The 19,981-nt window shown below is 34.7% G+C and carries 21 protein-coding genes; 7 read left to right on the top strand and 14 right to left on the bottom strand.

Annotation, left to right across the window (positions count from 1 at the left end; genetic code table 11):
• Positions 1-3: 3 nt before the first annotated feature.
• Genes nikB through B9N79_RS09890 form a run of 4 tightly spaced genes read left to right on the top strand, consistent with a single transcriptional unit; the run spans position 4 to position 3,351 of the window.
• A complete protein-coding gene (gene nikB, locus B9N79_RS09905; RefSeq protein ID WP_040057659.1) occupies positions 4-951 on the top strand; it encodes a nickel ABC transporter permease in 948 nt (315 codons plus the stop codon).
• On the top strand, positions 948-1,796 hold the full coding sequence (gene nikC / locus B9N79_RS09900) for a nickel transporter permease (protein WP_040057660.1): 849 nt from the start codon (positions 948-950) through the stop codon (positions 1,794-1,796). Before nikB ends, nikC begins: the two co-directional genes overlap by 4 nt.
• Positions 1,793-2,593: an ATP-binding cassette domain-containing protein gene (locus B9N79_RS09895; RefSeq protein WP_040057661.1), complete on the top strand. Its 801-nt coding sequence runs from the start codon at positions 1,793-1,795 to the stop codon at positions 2,591-2,593. The genes nikC and B9N79_RS09895 overlap by 4 nt, the downstream gene beginning before the upstream one ends.
• Complete coding sequence (locus B9N79_RS09890; RefSeq protein WP_040057662.1) at positions 2,590-3,351, top strand: ABC transporter ATP-binding protein; 762 nt, start codon at positions 2,590-2,592, stop codon at positions 3,349-3,351. Before B9N79_RS09895 ends, B9N79_RS09890 begins: the two co-directional genes overlap by 4 nt.
• Positions 3,352-3,625: 274 nt before the next feature.
• Here the strand turns inward: B9N79_RS09890 and B9N79_RS09885 are convergent, their stop codons facing one another.
• From B9N79_RS09885 to B9N79_RS09875, 3 genes are all read right to left on the bottom strand, one after another.
• Positions 3,626-3,913, bottom strand: coding sequence for a YxcD family protein (locus tag B9N79_RS09885; protein WP_040057663.1), 288 nt, complete (start codon positions 3,911-3,913; stop codon positions 3,626-3,628).
• A complete protein-coding gene (locus B9N79_RS09880) occupies positions 3,901-4,347 on the bottom strand; it encodes a hypothetical protein (RefSeq protein WP_019394411.1) in 447 nt (148 codons plus the stop codon). Before B9N79_RS09880 ends, B9N79_RS09885 begins: the two co-directional genes overlap by 13 nt.
• A gap of 386 nt (positions 4,348-4,733) precedes the next feature.
• Complete coding sequence (locus tag B9N79_RS09875) at positions 4,734-5,606, bottom strand: LysR family transcriptional regulator (RefSeq protein WP_085118201.1); 873 nt, start codon at positions 5,604-5,606, stop codon at positions 4,734-4,736.
• 125 nt (positions 5,607-5,731) lie between these two features.
• On the opposite strand from B9N79_RS09875, the gene B9N79_RS09870 reads away from it, so the two are divergent.
• Complete coding sequence (locus B9N79_RS09870; RefSeq protein WP_019394413.1) at positions 5,732-6,445, top strand: DUF554 domain-containing protein; 714 nt, start codon at positions 5,732-5,734, stop codon at positions 6,443-6,445.
• A gap of 234 nt (positions 6,446-6,679) precedes the next feature.
• Here the strand turns inward: B9N79_RS09870 and B9N79_RS09865 are convergent, their stop codons facing one another.
• The 3 genes from B9N79_RS09865 to B9N79_RS09855 are packed head-to-tail and all read right to left on the bottom strand — an operon-like array spanning position 6,680 to position 8,328.
• Complete coding sequence (locus B9N79_RS09865; protein WP_046217229.1) at positions 6,680-7,303, bottom strand: FMN-binding negative transcriptional regulator; 624 nt, start codon at positions 7,301-7,303, stop codon at positions 6,680-6,682.
• A gap of 28 nt (positions 7,304-7,331) precedes the next feature.
• Positions 7,332-7,850 (bottom strand): spermidine/spermine N(1)-acetyltransferase, encoded by a 519-nt coding sequence (gene paiA, locus B9N79_RS09860; RefSeq protein WP_046217228.1) that lies wholly within the window; start codon positions 7,848-7,850, stop codon positions 7,332-7,334.
• Between the two features lie 25 nt (positions 7,851-7,875).
• Complete coding sequence (locus B9N79_RS09855) at positions 7,876-8,328, bottom strand: MarR family winged helix-turn-helix transcriptional regulator (protein WP_040057667.1); 453 nt, start codon at positions 8,326-8,328, stop codon at positions 7,876-7,878.
• Positions 8,329-8,662: 334 nt separating this feature from the next.
• On the opposite strand from B9N79_RS09855, the gene B9N79_RS09850 reads away from it, so the two are divergent.
• Complete coding sequence (locus B9N79_RS09850) at positions 8,663-9,361, top strand: copper homeostasis protein CutC (protein WP_046217227.1); 699 nt, start codon at positions 8,663-8,665, stop codon at positions 9,359-9,361.
• A gap of 361 nt (positions 9,362-9,722) precedes the next feature.
• Here B9N79_RS09850 and B9N79_RS09845 read toward each other — a convergent pair whose 3' ends face one another.
• The 3 genes from B9N79_RS09845 to B9N79_RS09835 all read right to left on the bottom strand — a co-directional run bounded on the left by B9N79_RS09845 (position 9,723) and on the right by B9N79_RS09835 (position 13,667).
• Entirely contained in the window at positions 9,723-10,100 is a 378-nt protein-coding gene (locus B9N79_RS09845) for an iron chaperone (RefSeq protein ID WP_046217226.1), read from the bottom strand.
• A 685-nt stretch (positions 10,101-10,785) separates the two neighbouring features.
• Positions 10,786-12,297, bottom strand: coding sequence for an FAD-dependent monooxygenase (locus B9N79_RS09840; RefSeq protein WP_085118198.1), 1,512 nt, complete (start codon positions 12,295-12,297; stop codon positions 10,786-10,788).
• Positions 12,298-12,458: 161 nt separating this feature from the next.
• Positions 12,459-13,667, bottom strand: coding sequence for a YhgE/Pip domain-containing protein (locus B9N79_RS09835; RefSeq protein WP_046217224.1), 1,209 nt, complete (start codon positions 13,665-13,667; stop codon positions 12,459-12,461).
• A gap of 171 nt (positions 13,668-13,838) precedes the next feature.
• Between B9N79_RS09835 and B9N79_RS09830 the strand changes: the two genes are divergently transcribed.
• Positions 13,839-14,441 carry a TetR/AcrR family transcriptional regulator gene (locus B9N79_RS09830; protein WP_040057671.1) on the top strand — a complete coding sequence of 201 codons (603 nt, stop codon included), beginning with the start codon at positions 13,839-13,841 and terminating at the stop codon, positions 14,439-14,441.
• Positions 14,442-14,643: 202 nt separating this feature from the next.
• On the opposite strand, the gene B9N79_RS09825 is transcribed toward B9N79_RS09830, so the two are convergent.
• The 5 genes from B9N79_RS09825 to B9N79_RS09805 form a co-directional block, all read right to left on the bottom strand.
• Positions 14,644-14,832: a DUF1272 domain-containing protein gene (locus tag B9N79_RS09825; protein WP_272542041.1), complete on the bottom strand. Its 189-nt coding sequence runs from the start codon at positions 14,830-14,832 to the stop codon at positions 14,644-14,646.
• 229 nt (positions 14,833-15,061) lie between these two features.
• Positions 15,062-16,039 carry a 3-hydroxyacyl-CoA dehydrogenase family protein gene (locus B9N79_RS09820; RefSeq protein ID WP_048896784.1) on the bottom strand — a complete coding sequence of 326 codons (978 nt, stop codon included), beginning with the start codon at positions 16,037-16,039 and terminating at the stop codon, positions 15,062-15,064.
• On the bottom strand, positions 16,036-16,797 hold the full coding sequence (locus B9N79_RS09815; RefSeq protein ID WP_085118195.1) for an SDR family NAD(P)-dependent oxidoreductase: 762 nt from the start codon (positions 16,795-16,797) through the stop codon (positions 16,036-16,038). Before B9N79_RS09815 ends, B9N79_RS09820 begins: the two co-directional genes overlap by 4 nt.
• A gap of 411 nt (positions 16,798-17,208) precedes the next feature.
• Positions 17,209-18,495: a histidinol dehydrogenase gene (gene hisD / locus B9N79_RS09810; RefSeq protein ID WP_085118193.1), complete on the bottom strand. Its 1,287-nt coding sequence runs from the start codon at positions 18,493-18,495 to the stop codon at positions 17,209-17,211.
• Between the two features lie 194 nt (positions 18,496-18,689).
• Positions 18,690-19,694, bottom strand: coding sequence for a LacI family DNA-binding transcriptional regulator (locus B9N79_RS09805; RefSeq protein WP_019394423.1), 1,005 nt, complete (start codon positions 19,692-19,694; stop codon positions 18,690-18,692).
• Between the last annotated feature and the right edge of the window lie 287 nt (positions 19,695-19,981).

The following is a 19,981-nucleotide window of genomic DNA, read 5'->3' as shown; positions in this document are numbered from 1 at the left end:
TAGATGGTTCAAATTATTGTTCGAAAGTTTCTTGAAGTTTTTATTTTTATGTTGTTTATTACCTTTGTAAGCTTTTTATTTATTAGGCTTGCACCTGGAGATCCTGTGTTGACTATTCTAAATGTTGATGAACTGTCTGTTAGTCAAGAACAGGTGGAAATGTGGAGAGAAGAAATGGGATTCAACAAGCCTTTACTCGTTCAATACGGATATTGGCTTCTTAATTTTGTTCAACTTGATTTCGGTCAATCATATGTTACTGGTCAACCTGTAATAGAGATGATTTTAACTGGTCTTCCCGCTACAGTTGAATTAACAATTGGGTCAATGATCGTTATGTTGGCAGTATCCATTCCATTAGGTTCCTTATCAGCCCTGTATCGGGATAGCTGGATTGATCAGGCTAGTAGAATACTATCGATTATTGGAGCTGCTATTCCTAGTTTTTGGTTAGGTCTTATTTTTATCGATTTAATTAGTGTACGTTTTAGTTGGCTTCCAACAATGGGGAGAGACGGACTACCCTCATTAATCTTACCATCGCTTACACTTGGTTTAGCTATTTCTAGTGTATATGTCCGCTTGCTTCGGTCAAGCTTACTTGATTCTCTTGGTCAAGAATTTATTCGTTCAGCAAGAGCTCGTGGTCTGTCGGATAAACGAATCTTTTTAGTCCATGCCTTTCGACATAGTCTCCCTCCAGTTATTACTGTATTTGGGGTGAGTTTAGGAAGCTTAATCGGTGGTGTAGTGGTGATTGAAGTTCTATTTGCATATCCGGGTATCGGAAAACTTGTAGTTGATGCAATACGCCAACGAGATTATCCACTCATACAAGGATATATTTTAATCATGTCTGCTGTGGTTTTTATTGTAAATACATGTGTTGATTTGTCTTATCGATATTTGAACCCAGAAATGAAATTAAAAGAAACGGAGAGTAATAGATGAAGGGTCTTTCTGTGCATTTGTTTAATGAAAAAAAGCCTGTCTGGCAAGGGGTAATTGGATTGCTATCCATTTTCTTTGTAATTTTAGTCTCTATTTATACTTTTTACTTTTTAAAGCATGATCCTACATTAACAAATCTTGATGAACGTCTCCAAGCAGTGAGCTTCCAGCACCCACTTGGTACAGACCATCTTGGTAGAGATGTTTTGACTAGACTATTGTTAGGCGGGATTCAGACAATTGGGTATAGTTCTCTAGCACTCATTGTTGCTCTCCTTATTGGAATCCCCTTTGGTCTTATTTCAGGATATAAACGTGGGCTAGTTGATCGGATATTTATGAGAATTGCCGATGGATTTTTAGCCTTCCCTGATACAATTGTTGCTATTGTCTTAAGTGGTTTGCTTGGACCTGGAATAGGTAACCTTGTCCTTGCTATTGTACTGGTTAAATGGGTAAGTTATGCTCGTCTAGTCCGTAGCACAGTGTTATCAGAATCCCAAAAAGATTATGTTTTGGTTGCAAAAATCAACGGGCTCTCTTCAATTAAAATTATGCAGAAGCATTTATTTCCCCATATTGTAGGAAACGTTCTTGTTTTGGCAAGTCTTGATTTAGGTAAAATCATTCTTCTCATTTCCTCTCTATCCTATATAGGGCTAGGGGCACAACCGCCAACTCCTGAATGGGGAGCAATGCTAAACGACTCACGCCCCTACTTTGAGTCAAAACCTGAATTAATGTTATACCCTGGTTTAGCCATTGTAGTTGTAGTATTACTGACTAACATGCTGGGAGACTATTTACGTGATCATTTTGATGTGAAAAAGGAGATACGCAAATGATTTTATCAATTGAGAGAGTATCTATTACCAGTAGGGAAAAGAAGATTGTTGATAACGTGTCCCTTTCGATTCGCAAAGGAGAATGGTATGCGCTTGTTGGGCAAAGTGGAAGTGGAAAAAGTCTATTATCGCAATCAATTGGACAACTTCTTCATTCTAATTTACAGATAGAAGGAAAGATTTCTTTTAAAGGAGAGAACTTACTTGATTTCTCACCAAAGCAAATGCGAACAATACGTGGTCAAAAAATTTCTTATATTTTTCAAGATTATCAAGGTTCTTTTACACCATTTCGTACCATTTCTCAACATTTTGAAGAATACCAGAAAACTCATGGGATTCATGATCCAAAAAACCGTGAGTTAAATGCAAAGAAAGAACTTGAAGCTGTTGGGCTAGACGAAACACTATACAACCGATATCCCTTTCAATTAAGTGGTGGACAACTTCAACGTGTTTCAATTGCATTGGCACTTTTACTATCTCCAGATTTATTAATTGCCGATGAAATAACAACTGCGCTTGATAGTGTTTCTGGACACCGAATTTTAGAATTACTTGCCAAACGGCAAAAAGAAAAAGGATGTACCATATTATTTATTACACATGATTGGCGACATGTTAAGAGATATGCAACTCGCTTAGCAGTAATGAAGGAAGGGAAAATTGTTGAATCAGGTAATAAACATCGTATACTTGATCATCCAAGGCATGAATATACCAAGCACTTAATTCAAGCAGCTCCTACCCTTGGACGTGGGCTCCCTTCCGGTTTACCGGAGGTTGAAAACAAATGAATTTACTTACTGTACACGAATTAAAAAAATCATATCAGGCTAAGAAAACCATTCTTGATAACATCTCATTTAAACTGAACAAGGGAGAATGTCTAGGTCTTGTCGGTGAAAGTGGCTGTGGTAAGAGCACATTAGCCCGCTGCCTGCTCCGAATTGAACCGATTGATAGCGGATCAATTTATTTTAAGGATAAGGCAATTGAGCAATTGAATGATCGACAGTTATATCCTTATCGAAGAAAGATTCAAATTGTGTTGCAAAATCCCTCAGCCTCTTTAAATCCAAAACTTAAAATAAAAGATTCACTTATTGATCCTTATGCTCAATTTAAGAATGACCTTAATCTTATACATTTTTCCTATACTTCAAAGGATACCTTTATAAAGCAGCTTCTTGAAGTCGTTGAGTTACCATCTAGCTTGGCAGATCGATATCCTCACGAGCTAAGTGGAGGTCAGCGACAACGTATAACAATTGCTCGTGCTATTAGTATTGAACCTGAATTTATTGTTTTAGATGAGCCCACAGCAAGTCTTGACGTTATCTCTCAAGGAGCAATACTTACTTTATTAACAAACCTTCGGAAAGCGTTAAATCTTTCATACTTGTTTATTTCTCATGATCTTGCTGCTGTCAAAGAAATGAGTCAACGGGTTATGGTCATGAAAGATGGCAAACTTGTTGATCAATTCGACAATGAACAATTATTTAATGAGGAACGCCATTCATATACAAAAGAGCTCATTTCAATTTTTTGACCAGTTGTATTGTAAAATCTCATTGTTAATAATAAGCCCTATTATTAGCTCGTTTATAGTAACTTGCATTAACAGAAAAGAAAAAGCCCAAACTTGTTGTCACTGAACAAGTTTGGGCTCGTTTTACTTTCCTGCATATGTTCCATCTTACTATGTATACCTCTTACGTATATAGTATACATCGTTTATCTACCCTTAAATTTAAATAAAAATATAAATTGTTCCCCTGTTTCTTACTGCAGCAAAACCTTTTGTTCTAATCATCTTCCATTTATCAATTGATTAGTGCAATAATACCTTCTTCATCATCTAGCACTAGCTTGATGTCAGCGTAAGGATCTCTGTTCGAATATTCGTTAAGCCATAATCGAATAGCTTCAATTAAGTTTGCAGTAATTAAGACTTGCTTTCGCCCGTCTACGAAAGCTTCCGCGGAAAATCCGTAGCGATCATCATACATGAGCTCTACTTCGACTTCTTGAGGCTTTATTTGCTTTTTTTGAGAGATATAAACACAAAGGGCATTAATAATATCTTGCTCAGAAATGCTTAAGCTCCCCATGGATTAGTATCCTTCTTTTTCTTTTTATCTCTGAAAAACACAAAAACTTTGCGAATAACAGCAATTAAAACAACAATTGCTAGAACATTAATGAGTAAGCCTAAGATAGATCCTAATATACCCATATTTGCAAATAGGCTACCAAATAATAATCCAGCAAGTCCACCTATCATGAGGCCTTTCATTAGACCGCCCGACATAAAACCGCCTTTGTTATTTTTAGCGTTTGTCGATTTATTTGTTGTAGTAGAGTCTTCTTTTTTCTTTTGGAAATTTAAATTGTTATTCGTACTGTTGTTATCATTGTTAAAACTCTTCTTTCCTGACCTGTAAGATTTTGCTTCTACTGTTGTGGAATGATCTTGGAAAGCCAAGTTTCCAACGGGTAAACATACAAGTACTGCTGTAAGTAAAGCTGCTAACACTTTTTTCATTTTATTAATCCCCTCCATAAGTTTAAGCATGATGCTTTTATTAGCAAGTGCAAATCTATTACACTAACTGGGTTAACACATATATTTTAACATTTTTATAGGCTGTAAGAATATTAAAACCTAATGTTAATCATTAAGAATTTATTTTGAAAGTTCATCTATTACCATTCTTCCAATTGTTTTTCTAAATTATCAGGAAAAAATTAAAAATACCTAATGAATGAAAAACAGAAGGTACAGTTTTTTTGATACTCAAAGTGTTTACGCACCGTTTACTTCTTCTAACCTATTTCATGTAAACTATCTCTGTATATCGTATACATGCTTTTCAGATGAATAATTCCATCTCACTACCTTTAAGTTAAAGCCCCTACTCTTAGATATACTTAGTGTGACTTTAACAACGTTTTTATATATTCAATAAACTTTTTGGCAGCAGGAGAGATTTCTTTTAGGGATGACGCCGCAATGCTGATAAATCGATGTTGTGCTGGCTCTATACTAAGAATGGTAACGTTATGCGGGAGACCTTGCAGAACTAATTCAGGAATGACGCTCACACCTAGTTCATTTTCTACCATGGCTATAATAGCTTGATCATCAGCCATTTCGAATGCGTTTTTAAGAGTAACACCGGTCTCTTTAAATACGCGTTTTATATCGTGATCATAACCAGACTTTTGTATGATAATGGATTCATTCTCTAATTGTTCAATACGGATTTTATCTTGATTACCAAGAGGGTGATTGTATGGAAGGATACAAACTAACCTATCTTTTTTTAGAGGTATCGTTTCAAAACCTTCTAACGTAGGTAAGCTAACAAAACCAAAATCTACAACTCCATTAGCAATCCATTGTTCAATATCTTGATAGCCTCCTTGTAAAATCTTAATTTCTATAAAGGGATGCTCTTGTTTAAAATGCTTTATCCATCTAGGAAGCCATTGAATACAAACACTTGTAAATGCTCCTATCCGAACTGAACCAACTTCAAGTCCATTGATACAGGCGGCTTCTTGCTTCATTTTTTCATCCCAATGGAGAATCGTTCGTATATATTTTAAGATTCTCTGCCCATTGCTTGTTAAAGTGATACCAGACCGACTTCTAATAAGTAACGGAAAGCCAAGTTCAGCTTCAAGATTTGCGATAGAATAACTAACAGCGGACTGAGTTAAATTTAAAGCTTCCGCAGCTTTAGTTAGATTACCCAGCTCAACAACAGTGTCAAAAACTTCATATTTGGCAAGACTCATTTTTATCATTCCTATCCATAAATTTTATTCATGCTAAATATTGAAAACTTTGATTTTATTTATATGTAGTTTACCTCTATAATTTGAGAAAATACAACTGTATAGAAACGGACAGGTGAAAGAAGATGATTTTAATAGGGGCTTTAGTAAATGGAATAGGCGTAAGTATCGGTACTTTATTAGGGAGTCTACTTCGTCGTATACCAGATAGCATGAAACACACTGTCATGAATGTAATGGGTTTAGCCATTATCGTTATGGGAGTACAAATGGGATTTAAAAGTGAAAATTTCCTTATCGTGATTTTAAGTCTTGCTATAGGGGCAGTAATTGGGGAGTTATTTACCTTAGAAGATAAACTAACTAACATAGGAGGTTGGTTAGAGAAAAAAATTGGTTCAAGCAAAGAAGGCAGTATATCTCAAGGATTTATAACGGGAACGCTAGTATTCGTCGTTGGAGCAATGGGTATCATTGGTGCTTTAGATAGTGGAATTAGAGGTAATCATGATGTGTTATATACAAAAACGATTATAGATACATTTGTAGCCTTAATATTGACTACAACTCTAGGGATTGGGGTCTTATTTTCTGCAATTCCAGTTATTTTATATGAAGGTTCAATTGCTATTTTTGCAACTCAAATTGAGCGTTTTATTCCTCATGCTTTAATGAATAGTTTTATTACTGAAATGACCGCTACCGGTGGAATTATGATTATTGCCATCGGTTCAAATTTAGTAGGGATTACCAACATCAAAGTGGCTAATCTTCTTCCTGGAATCGTAATAACTGCACTGCTTGTTTCAATTATTTACGGTTTTAAATTACATTTTTAAAAGTAAATATACGCCACAAAACCTTTCCTTTTCAGTAATGTAATTCTTACGGCTGAAGAGGAAAGGTTTTTCACTTTATTCCACTTTTTTTAAAAGTACAACAACTATTTTAATAGAATATACTCTATTAATAAAAAAATAGACTGAGCGGTTTTTACTGTTCCCTCTATAAATAATAATCTTACTTTAGAAAATGAATCAATCTTTTTAAGCCGGTCAGACTTTTTATCATACTTATTTGTCCTCTTTTAACTTCCGCTCCATCAATTGTGCCATTTGTTGAGAATTTAAATCCTTTTCTTCATAGAGGTTATTAACAATGTTCTGATAGTCCTCTTCATTACGATTTTGACTTAGTTTGTTGGCAGCTTGAATTTCTTGTACTTTAATCTTAAATCCCACAATCCCTTTTAGCTCTTTTTCTAAAACTTTAGGAGAAAGCTTATCCCATAAAACCGGATTCTTACGATGTTTTTCGTATTTTTGCAACAACTTTGTCAGGTCCTGTTTTAACTCTTCTTCGTTCAAAATGCAAGCTGTCCCATATACATGTACAGCTTGATAGTTCCATGTTGGCACATTTTCCTGCTTGTACCAAGAAGAAGAGATATAAGCATGTGGTCCTTGGAACATCACCAAGACATTTTCACAGGCTTCAAATGTTCTCCATTGAGGGTTCCCATAAGCGACATGACCTGTTATATAGTAAGTATCTCCTTCTTTCACTAACTGCAAGGGCAAATGAGTGGCAATGGGTTTCCCCTGTTTTGTTGTGACCAACGTGCCAAAGGAGTTTTCTTGAACAAATCCCCATATCTCATCAACATTTGTAACCTTAAAATATTTTGGAATATACATAATCAGCCACCTCTCCTCTCAAAAGAAATTATCCGTGTGTTTTAACCATTATAAAGTCTACTTGTTCTTCATCCCCCATATAAAAAGAGTGGGCTCCAGTTTGAACGAATCCCATTTTCTTATAAAAGATGAAAGCATTTTCGTTTTTCTCCCATACGCCTAGCCAGATTTTCTTTTTATTATGTTCTATTGCCATATCTATTGCTTTATTGAATAGATATTTACCAAGCCCCTGTTTTTGAAAGTTGTTCTTTATATAAATCCTTTCAATTTCAAGGGATTCATCCCCCATCTCTTCAGACTGAGCATCATCGGTATTGACCTTTAAATAGCCTGCAATTTCGTTATCAACATAAACAAAAAAGAAGTGTGAAGACGTATTAGATAATTCTTTCTCTACTTGTTCTAAGTTAAAAGCCTTTTCCAAATAGGCTTCCATATTTTCAGGTGAATTCTGATGCTTAAAAGTTTCATTAAATGTTTCATAACTAATTTCTTGAAGTTTTCGTAAATCTTCAAAGGTACATTTTTTTATATTTATTGTCATTATAATCAGTCGCTCCTTTATGTTATCAATAATTTCTCTTGTTGCCTTTTTTTACAAACTCCCAGTCTTTTTCTATATTTTTTCTTACTCTTTGAAGAAGATGAAAAATGGTTTCTACTTCTCTTTCGGACAATCCCTTTAAGGCAACGATATTGGAATAATCATTTTCTCTTTTTATAAATGGATATACCTTTTTCCCTTTCTCTGTTGGAAAGAGTTTTTTAATTTTTTTGTTATGTTTATCTTCTTTCTTTTCAATAAAGCCATTCATTTCAAGTTTTTTGATAGCACGAGAGGCTGTTGTTCGATCTACTTTTATCATCTCAACTAACTTTTCTTGAATGATTCCTGGGTTTTCACATATTCGCACAAGGTACAAATACTGTCCTTTTGTAAGGTCATATTCTTTAAATTCTATATTACTTATAGAATCTAAAGCCCTTGCTATCATTCCAATTTCACGAAGAATCTCCTTCATAATTCACTCCTTAGTATATTTTTTATTGCAAATACAACAAAATAACATATATTAAATTTAACTTATTTTTATTGCGTTTGCAATAAAAATAAGTTATGAATAATAAAAACATGAAGGCATCATTACATTATGTGATATTTTGCATTCTAACAACTCACTTAAGGCAGAAAATCATTCGTTATATTTTTAAGGATATATAAGAGAATATCATTTAAAAATTTAAATGTTGCTTTCTCAATCGAAGGAAAATTAATATGATATCCTTTTATTAAAGTCTTTTATCATCAAAAGGATAAAGAAAAGAAGAAATCAGCATAAAAGGAAGATTGATACTATGTTCATAGAATTTATTGCGACAACATTAGAAGATGCTCTATTAATTGAACAATCGGGGGCAGATCGGATTGAGTTAGTATCCGCTTTAACAGAGGGAGGCTTAACACCAAGTCACTCCTTAATTGAAGCCGTAGTTAACCGTGTAAGCATTCCCGTCAATGTAATGGTAAGGCCACATAGCCAATCATTTTGTTACTCTCATGACGACTTTTCAATCATGAAAAATGATATAAAGATAATCCGTTCATTAGGTGCAAATGGTGTTGTACTAGGAGTGTTAAATGAGAAACATGAAGTCAACCAACACATGCTTGAAGAGTTATTGATGGAATGTAATGATATAGAGGTTACATTTCATCGGGCAATTGATTGTACAACTAGCCCTGTTCAAGCAGCTAAAACATTATCCCAATACAAAGAAATAACAACTATTTTAACTTCTGGTGGAAATGATGAATTTTCCAGTCGCTTGCAAACCATTCAGAAAATGAAAACAGTATGTAAGCATGTTTCAATTTTAGTTGGAGGTGGGTTAAATACAAGCAATATTCTTTCTGTTCATTCAACAGTAAAAACGGGACATTATCATTTTGGTACAGCTGTACGAAAAGATCATAGTCTGATCGAAGGGATTGATCTAGCAAAAGCGAAAGAAATTGTTCAAATATTAAAAGATGAAGAAAGAAAATCAGTATAAAAATCTTTCTAGTATGTGATATAGGAATGCCAACAAGCATAATGAATTTATATTCTGATAAAAGATATCACCTTTTACTAAAATCTTAGTCAGAAAAAATCCTGTTTCTTCAAAGTACAGGATTTTTTCTAACTGCTAGTTTTTCTAATTGTGAAGTGCACGTCCAATGGCGGTAGCTAGTACGTTCCTCTTCTTTTAATGTATTTTCTACGCCCTAGGATGTAAATCTTGATATATGAGATGGAATTGTAGTAAGGGAGCCTCCCTTCCTTTTATTTGATATCTTTTTGAAAAACGCTATTTATAAATATGAATTTGTGATAAAAAATACTACTAATCCTCTTTGAAATTCAAAGTAGTTCTAGCAAGAAGTATCATTGCCCGCTCTCCAAGTAAATATAATCTTTTTCACAAAATCTTCAAGTCCACTATTATGTAAATCAACTGATTTTTTTATGCGTATGCACCCTTTTCCATAATCCAATCCGGTTAGAAACTTATTGGCATCTTCTATTTTTCCAATGTTGCCCACGTATAGACTCACATAAGATTTTTGAGCATTCAAGTGAAATAAATTGAAGGTTTCACTCCCATAACAAAGCATTTTATATTGAATGCCCTCCTCAAGTTCTGGCGCATTTTCTAAAATAAATTCTCTTACAATTAATAGCTTCTCTTTTCTCCAGTCATCGTCTAGTAGTTCAAAATATTCTTTTGGGGTTTTAGCTTCGTATTGCATTGGTAAACCTCCCTTAAATCTTTTTATATTTTATCTTATTTACTAATTTCACGAAAAATCATCCAATAAGATAATCCTCTCTTTTCATTCACCTTTTGACAATATAGTGATCTCTCACTAAGTTCTATTATCGTCTCTTGAGGAAAAACGTAGCTAAGGACACTCCGTATATACGTTAAACCCGGTTATATAGACTTCGATGAAATGGAAGCCAGTCCTGCTTCGGATGATTGAAACCTGCCATTACTCGAATGGCATACCCAAAGTGACTGAACTTTACATCGAAGACAAGATGAAAACTATTTCGTTTATACAAGTTTACGATAGGAAGTTCCTATGAAGGGGAACGATTCAGTGTTAAACATCAATGTTATCTAGATAGGATACCCCATCGTTATAATATGTTTTATGTTATTCATCTCGAATTATCTTTATAAAAAAGAATCCTTTGCTTTTTAATAGCAAAGGATTTTTACATAGGGGGAAAGCGTTAATATTATACACATTCCTATAGTTTCATAGGATTTGCGTTCTTTTTCTTCGTCGAACATATTTTATGTTAACCAGCTATCAATACAAGATATAGGAGAAAATATAAAAGTATGTTTCCCTTTTTCTCTTTCAGAATGAGATTATTTAAACGTAAATTACAGATTACTGATTGTACTTTGAAGGGACGATTAAATTAACTTTGGACTACCTTTAATCCATCAAGATATGCTTTCACCTTTTTAATATCCTGTCCAGAATCAGCCAATGCTACATAACCATCAGGTCTAATGAGGAACATAGATCCTGGATTAATTCCAGCTTCCCTCATGGATTCTTTCCATGGAAATTCATGAAGGGGAATCGTAGCAGTTTTAGCAAGTTCACGAAGATCGCCCTTTACCTCCCCATACACATGGAACTGCCAATCAAAGGTTTGGAGTGGTTTAAAATTGTCTATACCTTGCCCGTATATCCATGGCAAACGATCTCCCCCATGAATAGCACCAGTCATTCCTGTACTGAGCATACTATTACGATAATGAATACGGATTTGAGATACGGATTTAAATAGCTTTCTCCTAATTGAAGAGACGCCTGTCACTTTTGGAACTACATAAGGAATCAATACTTCACGAAGCATTTTCGCGGAAAAGCCCTTTCCGACGATTCCAGAAAACATTCTATCTGTTGTGGCAACTAAATTCTTAGCAAAATCCATTCGCTCATCCTCATAGGAATCTAGAATCTCTTCTTTTGCTTTCTCTTTAAGAACGGCAGCAAGTTTCCACGAAAGATTTATAGCATCTCCAATCCCGGTATTCATTCCCTGTCCACCTACTGGGCTATGTACGTGTCCAGCATCTCCTGCAATAAATACACGTCCTTTTCGAAAGTGTTCACTTACTCGATGGTGGACTTTATAGGTAGAGAACCAGTTCACCTTATTCGTATGCACTCCTAAGTTTGCTTCTATATAAGGAACGATTTCAGTAAAATTAATCTCTGACTTTTTATCTAATAATGCCTGAGGAACAAGACTAATCAAGCGCAAAGAATTTGAGGTCCGAATAGGAAAAATCAGACCAAAACCATCTTTGAAGAGTTTCAACTGTAAACCATCAATAGGTGTTTCACTTAGAACATCAGCCACGTAAAAAACCTGCTTGTATGTTCCACCTGCAAAATCGAAGCCAAGTCCTTTTCGAACTGAACTATGAGCTCCATCACACCCGCATAAATAAGCATAATGATTCTTTTCCTCGATTCCTTGCTTGGTAGTGATGACATGAACTCGGTCTTCCTCCTGATGAAATGAGATTAGCTTTGTATCCCACTCTATACAAACCCCTTTTGCTTTCAGTTGATTTATTAGAATCCGTTCATGTTCATCTTGTGGAAAACTCAATACGAATGGAAAAGGACTCAGTCCTTTTCCAATGTGACCAAAATTCATCTTCGCTCTTTGTTTATTGTCTTTATAAATTTGCACTTGTTGGACGGGGATTCCTAATTGAACTATTTCATCTGCAAAACCAAATTGACGATAAAATTCTAATGTTCTAGCATGAACAGCCATCGCTCTAGATGCTTCTCCAGGTCCTTTGTTTTTATCAATAATTCTAAAGGGAACTCCTTGTTTCTCAAGTCCAAGAGCTAACGCCAATCCTGTTGGGCCAGCTCCAACAATTAATACTTGAGGTTGCATCGCTTTCTCCTCCTTAAAATATTTAAATAACAAATCTCGCATAGTGTATAAGAAGTTTATAGGTTCTGCTTAGGTATTATACCTTGCTGTATTACAAAATTATTACTCTATTTGGTGTTTTTTAGTTACACACTTGGAACAATAACTTTTTCTTATTTCCTTTACCCTTTAGTAGACCTTGCTTCTACCTCTCCATAGGAACCCTTGTCTGAAGCTGAACTTTGTACTTTCAAAACAGATAATATGATGATAAGAAAACTTCCTAAAGCAATCCATAATAAGACAGACGCCGGACCGCTAAAGCTAAAGCCCCGATGGAAGAAGAATAACTCCCGTAGTCCTTCTACCATAAATCGCATAGGTAACCATGAATAAATGTAATCTCGATAGAAAGTAGACATCATCTCTGGTGCCATTGAAAGTAATGGAGCTCCAAAGAAAAGAATAAGAACAAAGAGTGGAATTCCTTTCATTTCAAGCCAAGATAGAACGGCTGTAATGAGCAAGAAGAATGCAAAATAAGTAATGATTAAGAATAAAGAGATATCCATAAAGTTTGAAATGTAAATGCCTAATAGGTCTGCAATCCATGTTAAACCAAAACCGGCTACTAGACTTAAAACAGTTCCAGCAAGAACTTGAGTAAGCACGGCATATAGCTTTTGCTTTCTATTCACAAAAGCAAGCTTATTAGCAACAAAGAAAAGCACGACTGCTCCAGCGATGCTTGACATCCATAAAGGCTGAAACAAAGCGACAGGAGCGCTCCCATTCATACTTGCTGTTCCCACCTCATTCACATTTTTCACATTAACTTGTACAGGGTCTGTCAGTACAGTTAGTTGATTGGCTTTCAAAGAAACATTTTGCTTTGCTAACCGTTGTAAAACTTGTGTTTGTATTCCATTCTCTAGATTATCTCCCATTGTATTTAACATCTGACCTGTTAAATTAGCTGCAATAGGATTCATTCCTTGGTTGATAAAGATATTGATTTCAGGTTTGTCTGGTTTTGAAGTCATTAAGGATGATTGTTTTTGACTAAAATCTTTAGGAATAATAAGAGCACCATAGTATTCTTGATTATCTAATCCTTTTAATACGTCTTCCTTACTCTTAACATTAATCCACTTAACGGGAGGGTCTTCACCATCTGTAGAAGTTATATTCTTTTTCAGCATGTTCGTGACAGTATTCCCCATATTTACTTTTCCTTGTTGGGGAATCACAACACCGATATCCTCATTAACTAAAGCAATTGGTAGATTTTTTGGTTTCTGTTGAACAGAAGGGATCAGAGTTAATCCAAATAAAGCAATAACTAAAAGCACCACTAAAGGGGATATAAAAAGGAGCTTATTTTTTAACAAATGAATATACCTTCTTCCTAATTTAAATTATAATGAACATCGTGTTGATTTAATTATACTTTGGATTATAAGTATAGCTATACAGATATTCAATAAACAGAAATCATAGATATGATGCATATTGAACACATGATCTATATCTGTTGAATAAAAAATTTAGGAGGAATTCCATTGAAGGAGCTCAATACGGATTTGCGAGTAATACGTACGAAGACATCTATTCGAAATGCCTTAACCGAACTGATAGAAGAAAAGGGATTTGAAGCCATAACGGTGAAAGATATCACGGTAAAAGCCGAGATTAATCGAGGAACGTTTTATTTACATTATCAAGATAAATACGATCTCATGGATAAATGTCAGCAGGAAATCATGTATCAGATGTCCAATATTGCAAAGACCATTCTTTCAAAAGGTGTATTAGATAGCGAAACGGCCTTTTCTCTTGCGATTTCCCTATTTGAATATCTCAGTCAAAATGCAGACTTTATGAAAGCTGTATTAGGACCAAAAGGAGATCTATCTTTTCAAATAAAAATAAAAGAATTTATGAGAAAGACACTTTTTGAAGATAGTGAACAAAATTCCTTCATTAAACAAGGAGCTTTACTCGTTCCAGGAGAGTATTTAACTTCCTATATTGTTTCAGCACATTTAGGAGTCATTCAGCAATGGCTCCAACATGGCGGAAAAGAATCTCCGCAAGAAATGGCGCGTATCCTGTCAACGATGACCTATAATGGTCCCCTATTTGCAGCTGGTCTTAAAAAATAATATTGATAATTTCTGAATCCCTCTTATTAAAAATGTGTGGATACTTAAAAAAAGCCTTTAAAATAAATCTATTTTAAGAGCTTTTACTACTTATAGTGTGTTATATGAACTAAAAATACGTGTGCAATATAATTTCTTAATGTTGATTCAAATTTATTGTTCTTATATGTAATCATTCACAAAATTTTTTACTACAATTTGCTTATAGGGAACAGCTATTTGTTACTAAACCTTTTCTTGGTCTTTTTACAAGCTCTCCCCCACAGTTTGGGCATATGTAATTCATATTCTTTGTACAGTCTGGACAAAAGGTACATTCATGTACGCAAATATAAGCAATAGAAACACTAGTAAGTTTATCCATACATTTTTTACATTTATTTCCCCCTATAAAACCTTGATATTACTCAATTTATAGAGGTAGAAATACATATCTTATACATAGATAAATATGAAAGTAGCATTGTAAATTGCATGCCTCACGTTTTAAAAAGAATGAAAACAGGATTAAATTAAAAAAGAGAAGGGAAACTCTTCTCTTTTTACTATATAACGATCTATGTTTAGATGCTCTTCTTCATTCTAAATTCTCAGGAACCCTTGGCTTATTTTTATTTCCATTAGTTTTCTGTTTCGACAAAACCATCTTTTTTAAGTGCTACTAAATCTCTTTTCAGCCAGTAAATAAGTTGTTGTTCACGTTCTTCGTTCATTTTCTTCGATTGATCTTGAGACCATTGATAAAATCCCTTACCTGTTTTTTGGCCATAATTCCCCTCATCCACAAGATTTTTCATCATGTTAAACGATTCCTCATGTTTACTTAAATCAGGAAATAGATAGGATGATATGGAATCAAATACATCGAGTCCTCCCATATCAGCTGTCATAAATGGCCCTGTCACTGATAGGCGTCTTCCTATACTATAACAGACAGCTTTATCAATATCTTCTATGGAAGCCACTCCTTGCTCAAGAATATATTGAGCTTCACGGAATAAAGCATATTGCAATCGGTTTCCAATTGAACCAAGAATATCTTTTTTAACAACGATTGGCTTTTTATTCATATACTTAAGTAATTCCATTGTTCGATCAACAGTCTCTTTTGATGTATGTTCTCCACGTATGATTTCTACAAGAGGAATTAAATGACCAGGATTCCAAAAGTGGGTAACCACAGTCCTTTCTGGGTAAGATGTAAGGGAAGCAATATCTGTTGGACTCAAACCAGATGTGTTACTAGCCAGTATCACATCTGGGGAGCATAAGGCATCTAATTCTTGAAACATTTTTTGCTTTAAATTCAAGTTTTCTGGAATCCCCTCAATAATGAAACTTACTTCATTTACACACTCTTTTAAAGAAGTGGTAAAGTGAATACGAGATTGTATACTTTTCGTTTCACTAGAATCCACTACTTCATATGTTGTCAACACATTTAATTTTCCCCCCACACCTTCTTTCCCACGTTGGATGTCATTGTCATCTATTCCCCAAACTTTTACGTGGAATCCCGCCATAGCTGCACATAAAGCAATAGAATGTCCCATTGTACCAGATCCTAGTATTGCTAGTTTTTCTATAGAAGTGTTCATATCGCCGTCCAACCTCCATCCACTTTAATTGTTTCCCCTGTTATAAACTGAGCTAAGTCAGAAGCTAAAAAGACAACTGCTCCTGTAACATCAGACGGTTGAGCTAATTTCCCTAAAGGGATTCGGGCAACAACCTCCTCATAAAATTCCTGGTTTTCAAACATTTTTTTCGTAAAGTCTGTTTCAATAAAAGTAGGGGCAACTGCATTTACCTTCACATTATATGGAGCCCATTCAATCGCAAGTGCTTTTGTTAATTGAACTGCGCCCCCTTTACTAGAACAATAGGCAGAACGTTTAATATAACCTACAAAGGCCATTTGAGAAACCATATTAATAATTCGTCCGCCCCCTTGTTCTATCATGTATTTCCCCACTCGTTGCGCGCAGAAAAAAGTCCCTTTTAAATTAGTGTCTATGACTTGATCCCAATCTTCTTCTGTCACTTCTAGTGCTGGTTTAGGAATATTAACCCCAGCATTATTTACGAGTATATCAACTCCTCCCAATGTGGAAACTGCTTCATCTACCATGTCATACACATTTGATGTATTTTGCATATCTGTCTTTAAGTAAAAGGAGCCGGAATGAATCTGTTTTAATTCGTTTGTAGTTGAGACTAAATCTTCTTCATTACGACCTGTAATCACGGTATCGGCTCCTAACTTAGAAAATTCCAAAGCAATATCTTTGCCGATTCCTTTGCTTCCTCCAGTAATTAATACCTTCTTACCTTTAAGTTCATCAAAATGCCCCATTAGTGTCCCCTCCTATTACATAGGAAAAATTTTATATATTTTGATTCATAGTGTTGATTATAAGTCTATTAATCCAATAATCTCTATTATTAAACTAAACCAGTTAAACTGTAGACAAGGATGATAAAAAAGCATGCAAGAGTTTTAATAATAGTTACAGCAAAAATATCTCTGTAAGCTTGTTTATGGGTCAATCCTGTAACAGCTAACAAAGTAATAATAGCCTCACTTCCTTGATTGTATAATTTTGAAACTAACGATAATTAAAAGTAGTATACTTAAATATTTTCTTGTAAATTGTTAAAACAAAAGCAAACGCTTTCAATTTTTATAACTTATAAGATTATATTTACAATAGTAAATATTTAGTTAAAAAGGATACATAAGAGGTTTATGCATCCTTTTTATTAGTTATTTAGCTGTTACTTTCCCATAACGACGGACACGAAGAAGGGCTTGTTCAGCATGACCAGAAAAATTCTCTAGTTGACAAAGACGTGCGGCATATTCACCGATTTGGACGCTTGCCTCTTCTGTAACTTTTTGATATGTGCATGTTTTTAAAAACTTGCCTACCCAAAGCCCCCCAGTATAGCGTGCTGCGCCTTTTGTTGGAAGGGTATGATTTGTACCAATTACTTTATCACCATATGCTACATTTGTTTCTGGCCCAAGGAATAAACATCCATAATTGTTCATATTCTCCAAGAAGTAATCTGGATTTTTCGTTAAAATTTCTACATGTTCAAAAGCCAGTTTATCAGCCTCTATTAAAGCTTCCTGCTCATTTTCAACAATAATGATTCTCCCGTAATCTTCCCAGGAAACTCGTGCTACATCAGCCGTTGGAAGGTTTTGAAGTTGACGTTCAATCTCCTCTACAGTCTCTTCGGCTAATTTTTTAGACGTTGTAATCAATGCTCCTGGTGAAGTTGGACCGTGCTCTCCCTGTCCCAAAAGGTCAGTTGCAATCATTTCTGCATCTGCGGTTTCATCAGCAACTACTAATGTTTCTGTAGGGCCTGCAAAGAGGTCAATTCCCACACGACCATATAATTGACGTTTTGCTTCTGCTACATATGCATTCCCTGGACCTACCAGCATATCCACCGGTTCGATTGTTTCCGTACCGACAGCCATTGCAGCCATTGCTTGAATACCTCCAAGAATATAAATTTCATCGGCCCCTGCTAGATGCATCGCTGCAACTGTAGCTGCAGGAATTTCTCCAGCAATAGGTGGAGTGCAAGCGATCACTCGTTTTACTCCCGCTACTTTTGCTGTTAATACACTCATATGTGCAGAAGCAACCATAGGATAACGTCCCCCAGGAATATAACAGCCAACACTCCCTACTGGAATATTTTTGTGACCAAGAATAACACCTGGTAATGTTTCTACTTCAATATCTAACATAGACTTTCTCTGTTCTTCAGCAAATCTTCTTACATTGCTTTGGGCAAATTTAATATCTTCAATTGTTTGTTCTGGCACGCTATTTACAATTTCAATAATTTGGTGATCTGTTAACCTAAAACTTTCTGGAGACCAATTATCAAACTTTCTGGATAATTCTCTGACCGCAGCGTCCCCTTCATCTTCAACCTTTTTAATTGTTTGACTTACTGTTGTTGATATTTGCATATCATTTTGGGCAATCTCTTCCTGACTTTTCCCCTGTTTAAAAATTTGCACCATAATAAAATCTCTCCTTTTTTGCATACGTATGCATTTTATTTTAGAAAGTAAATAATGTATGTTTATTACAGTTTCACAACATATAGTACGCTTTGATTCAATTTAAAATAAAACTTGCATACGTATTCATTTTTTGTATCATTCATACTATTCTGCTTGTTAACTAGTATGAGTGATAACGTTTTCATTGTCAACTATTCTTTTAATATCTTTACAGATTTTCTTTCAATAAGTGACCCCGAAAGAAATAGGCATTTAGGTTTTGTAGTTTCTTCCTCAACTCTATTTAATAATATATTAATCGTTTCTTCAATCATTTCATTCACTGGTTGCTGCCAGGTTGTTAAGGAATATAGAGGCCAAGAAGCCATTGCAATATCATCAAACCCTATAATTGATAAATCATTTGGAATAGATATACCTAAGTTTTTAGCAGCATCTATTACTCCTAATGCCATAATATCATTTGCACAAAAAATGGCATCTGGACGATTGCTATCTTTTAATAACTGCCTAGCTACATTGTAACCAGCTTCATAAGTATAATCTCCTTCTTCTACGATAGGTTTTATGCCTTTTTGTGTAAGAAACTCAACAAATCCCTTCTCCCGATCACGGCTTGTTGATGTATTTATACGACCAGAAATATAAGTGAATTTTTGATGACCTTGTTTAAATAGATATTCCGCAATTTTCTTGCCAGCAGCGTAATTATCGCAACATACAGAATGACAGGAAGAATCTTGAGTATATCTATTAAAAAGGACAATAGGTATATCATGTGTCGAAAGCCTGGAGACGACACTTGAAGATAATAAAACGTCCGTCATGATTACGCCCTCTACATTGTATTCAAGAAATTGAGATATTTCATCTTGGTCAATTTCATCGTTCTTTGTATGAAAAAAAAGAACATGATATCCTCTTTCATATAAACTTTTTGTCAATTTATCTAGGATTTCTGGATAAAAAGGATTTTGGATATTTCCCATTACAAGACCAACTATATTGGTTTTATTCGTTATTAACCCTCTTGCCAAAGCATTTGGACGATAGCCTATTTTTTGAGCTGCATCCAGCACTCGTTTTTGAGTCTTAGGCGACACCTTTGCCCCTGGAGTAAATACCCTGGAGACAGTTGATTGTGAAACGTTAGCTAACTTAGCTACTTCTATTGCAGTGCTTTGTTTCTTTTTCAAGTTTAACTCTCCTTACGTAATAAGTTTCTTTTACTAAAAAAACTTACTAATAGCTATACATGTTTATATTATAGGGTTTTCTCTATTTTAACAATTAACTAATCTAACTTTGTGAAGAAATAATAGAGTTTTTTTGAATAGGATATACAACTTATATACATACTTAAACAGCAATTATCCTCTTGTGGCCTTTGTTTCTGTTGTTGAATTTCAACACCTTCATTTTATCGATTCCCCCCTATTATCAAAGAATTTTATACCTTTTTATAAGGTTTTAAGTAAAGATG

The sequence above is a fragment of the Priestia filamentosa genome (genome assembly GCF_900177535.1).
In the GTDB taxonomy this organism is placed as follows: domain Bacteria; phylum Bacillota; class Bacilli; order Bacillales; family Bacillaceae_H; genus Bacillus_I; species Bacillus_I filamentosa.
The sequence above is the reverse complement of the archived record's forward strand: the minus strand, read 5'-3'. Positions and strand labels throughout refer to the sequence as shown.

Bases quoted from the DNA above. Each gene is read 5' to 3' on its own strand.
- hisD (WP_085118193.1), bottom strand. From the start codon at position 18,495: ATGGTGCAAATTTTTAAACAGGGGAAAAGTCAGGAAGAGATTGCCCAA.
- B9N79_RS09850 (WP_046217227.1), top strand. From the start codon at position 8,663: ATGTTCATAGAATTTATTGCGACAACATTAGAAGATGCTCTATTAATT.
- paiA (WP_046217228.1), bottom strand. From the start codon at position 7,850: ATGACAATAAATATAAAAAAATGTACCTTTGAAGATTTACGAAAACTT.
- B9N79_RS09885 (WP_040057663.1), bottom strand. From the start codon at position 3,913: ATGGGGAGCTTAAGCATTTCTGAGCAAGATATTATTAATGCCCTTTGT.
- B9N79_RS09840 (WP_085118198.1), bottom strand. From the start codon at position 12,297: ATGCAACCTCAAGTATTAATTGTTGGAGCTGGCCCAACAGGATTGGCG.
- nikC (WP_040057660.1), top strand. From the start codon at position 948: ATGAAGGGTCTTTCTGTGCATTTGTTTAATGAAAAAAAGCCTGTCTGG.
- B9N79_RS09895 (WP_040057661.1), top strand. From the start codon at position 1,793: ATGATTTTATCAATTGAGAGAGTATCTATTACCAGTAGGGAAAAGAAG.
- B9N79_RS09815 (WP_085118195.1), bottom strand. From the start codon at position 16,797: ATGGGGCATTTTGATGAACTTAAAGGTAAGAAGGTATTAATTACTGGA.
- B9N79_RS09845 (WP_046217226.1), bottom strand. From the start codon at position 10,100: ATGCAATACGAAGCTAAAACCCCAAAAGAATATTTTGAACTACTAGAC.
- B9N79_RS09855 (WP_040057667.1), bottom strand. From the start codon at position 8,328: ATGAAGGAGATTCTTCGTGAAATTGGAATGATAGCAAGGGCTTTAGAT.
- B9N79_RS09820 (WP_048896784.1), bottom strand. From the start codon at position 16,039: ATGAACACTTCTATAGAAAAACTAGCAATACTAGGATCTGGTACAATG.
- B9N79_RS09875 (WP_085118201.1), bottom strand. From the start codon at position 5,606: ATGAGTCTTGCCAAATATGAAGTTTTTGACACTGTTGTTGAGCTGGGT.
- B9N79_RS09880 (WP_019394411.1), bottom strand. From the start codon at position 4,347: ATGAAAAAAGTGTTAGCAGCTTTACTTACAGCAGTACTTGTATGTTTA.
- B9N79_RS09870 (WP_019394413.1), top strand. From the start codon at position 5,732: ATGATTTTAATAGGGGCTTTAGTAAATGGAATAGGCGTAAGTATCGGT.
- B9N79_RS09865 (WP_046217229.1), bottom strand. From the start codon at position 7,303: ATGTATATTCCAAAATATTTTAAGGTTACAAATGTTGATGAGATATGG.
- nikB (WP_040057659.1), top strand. From the start codon at position 4: ATGGTTCAAATTATTGTTCGAAAGTTTCTTGAAGTTTTTATTTTTATG.
- B9N79_RS09890 (WP_040057662.1), top strand. From the start codon at position 2,590: ATGAATTTACTTACTGTACACGAATTAAAAAAATCATATCAGGCTAAG.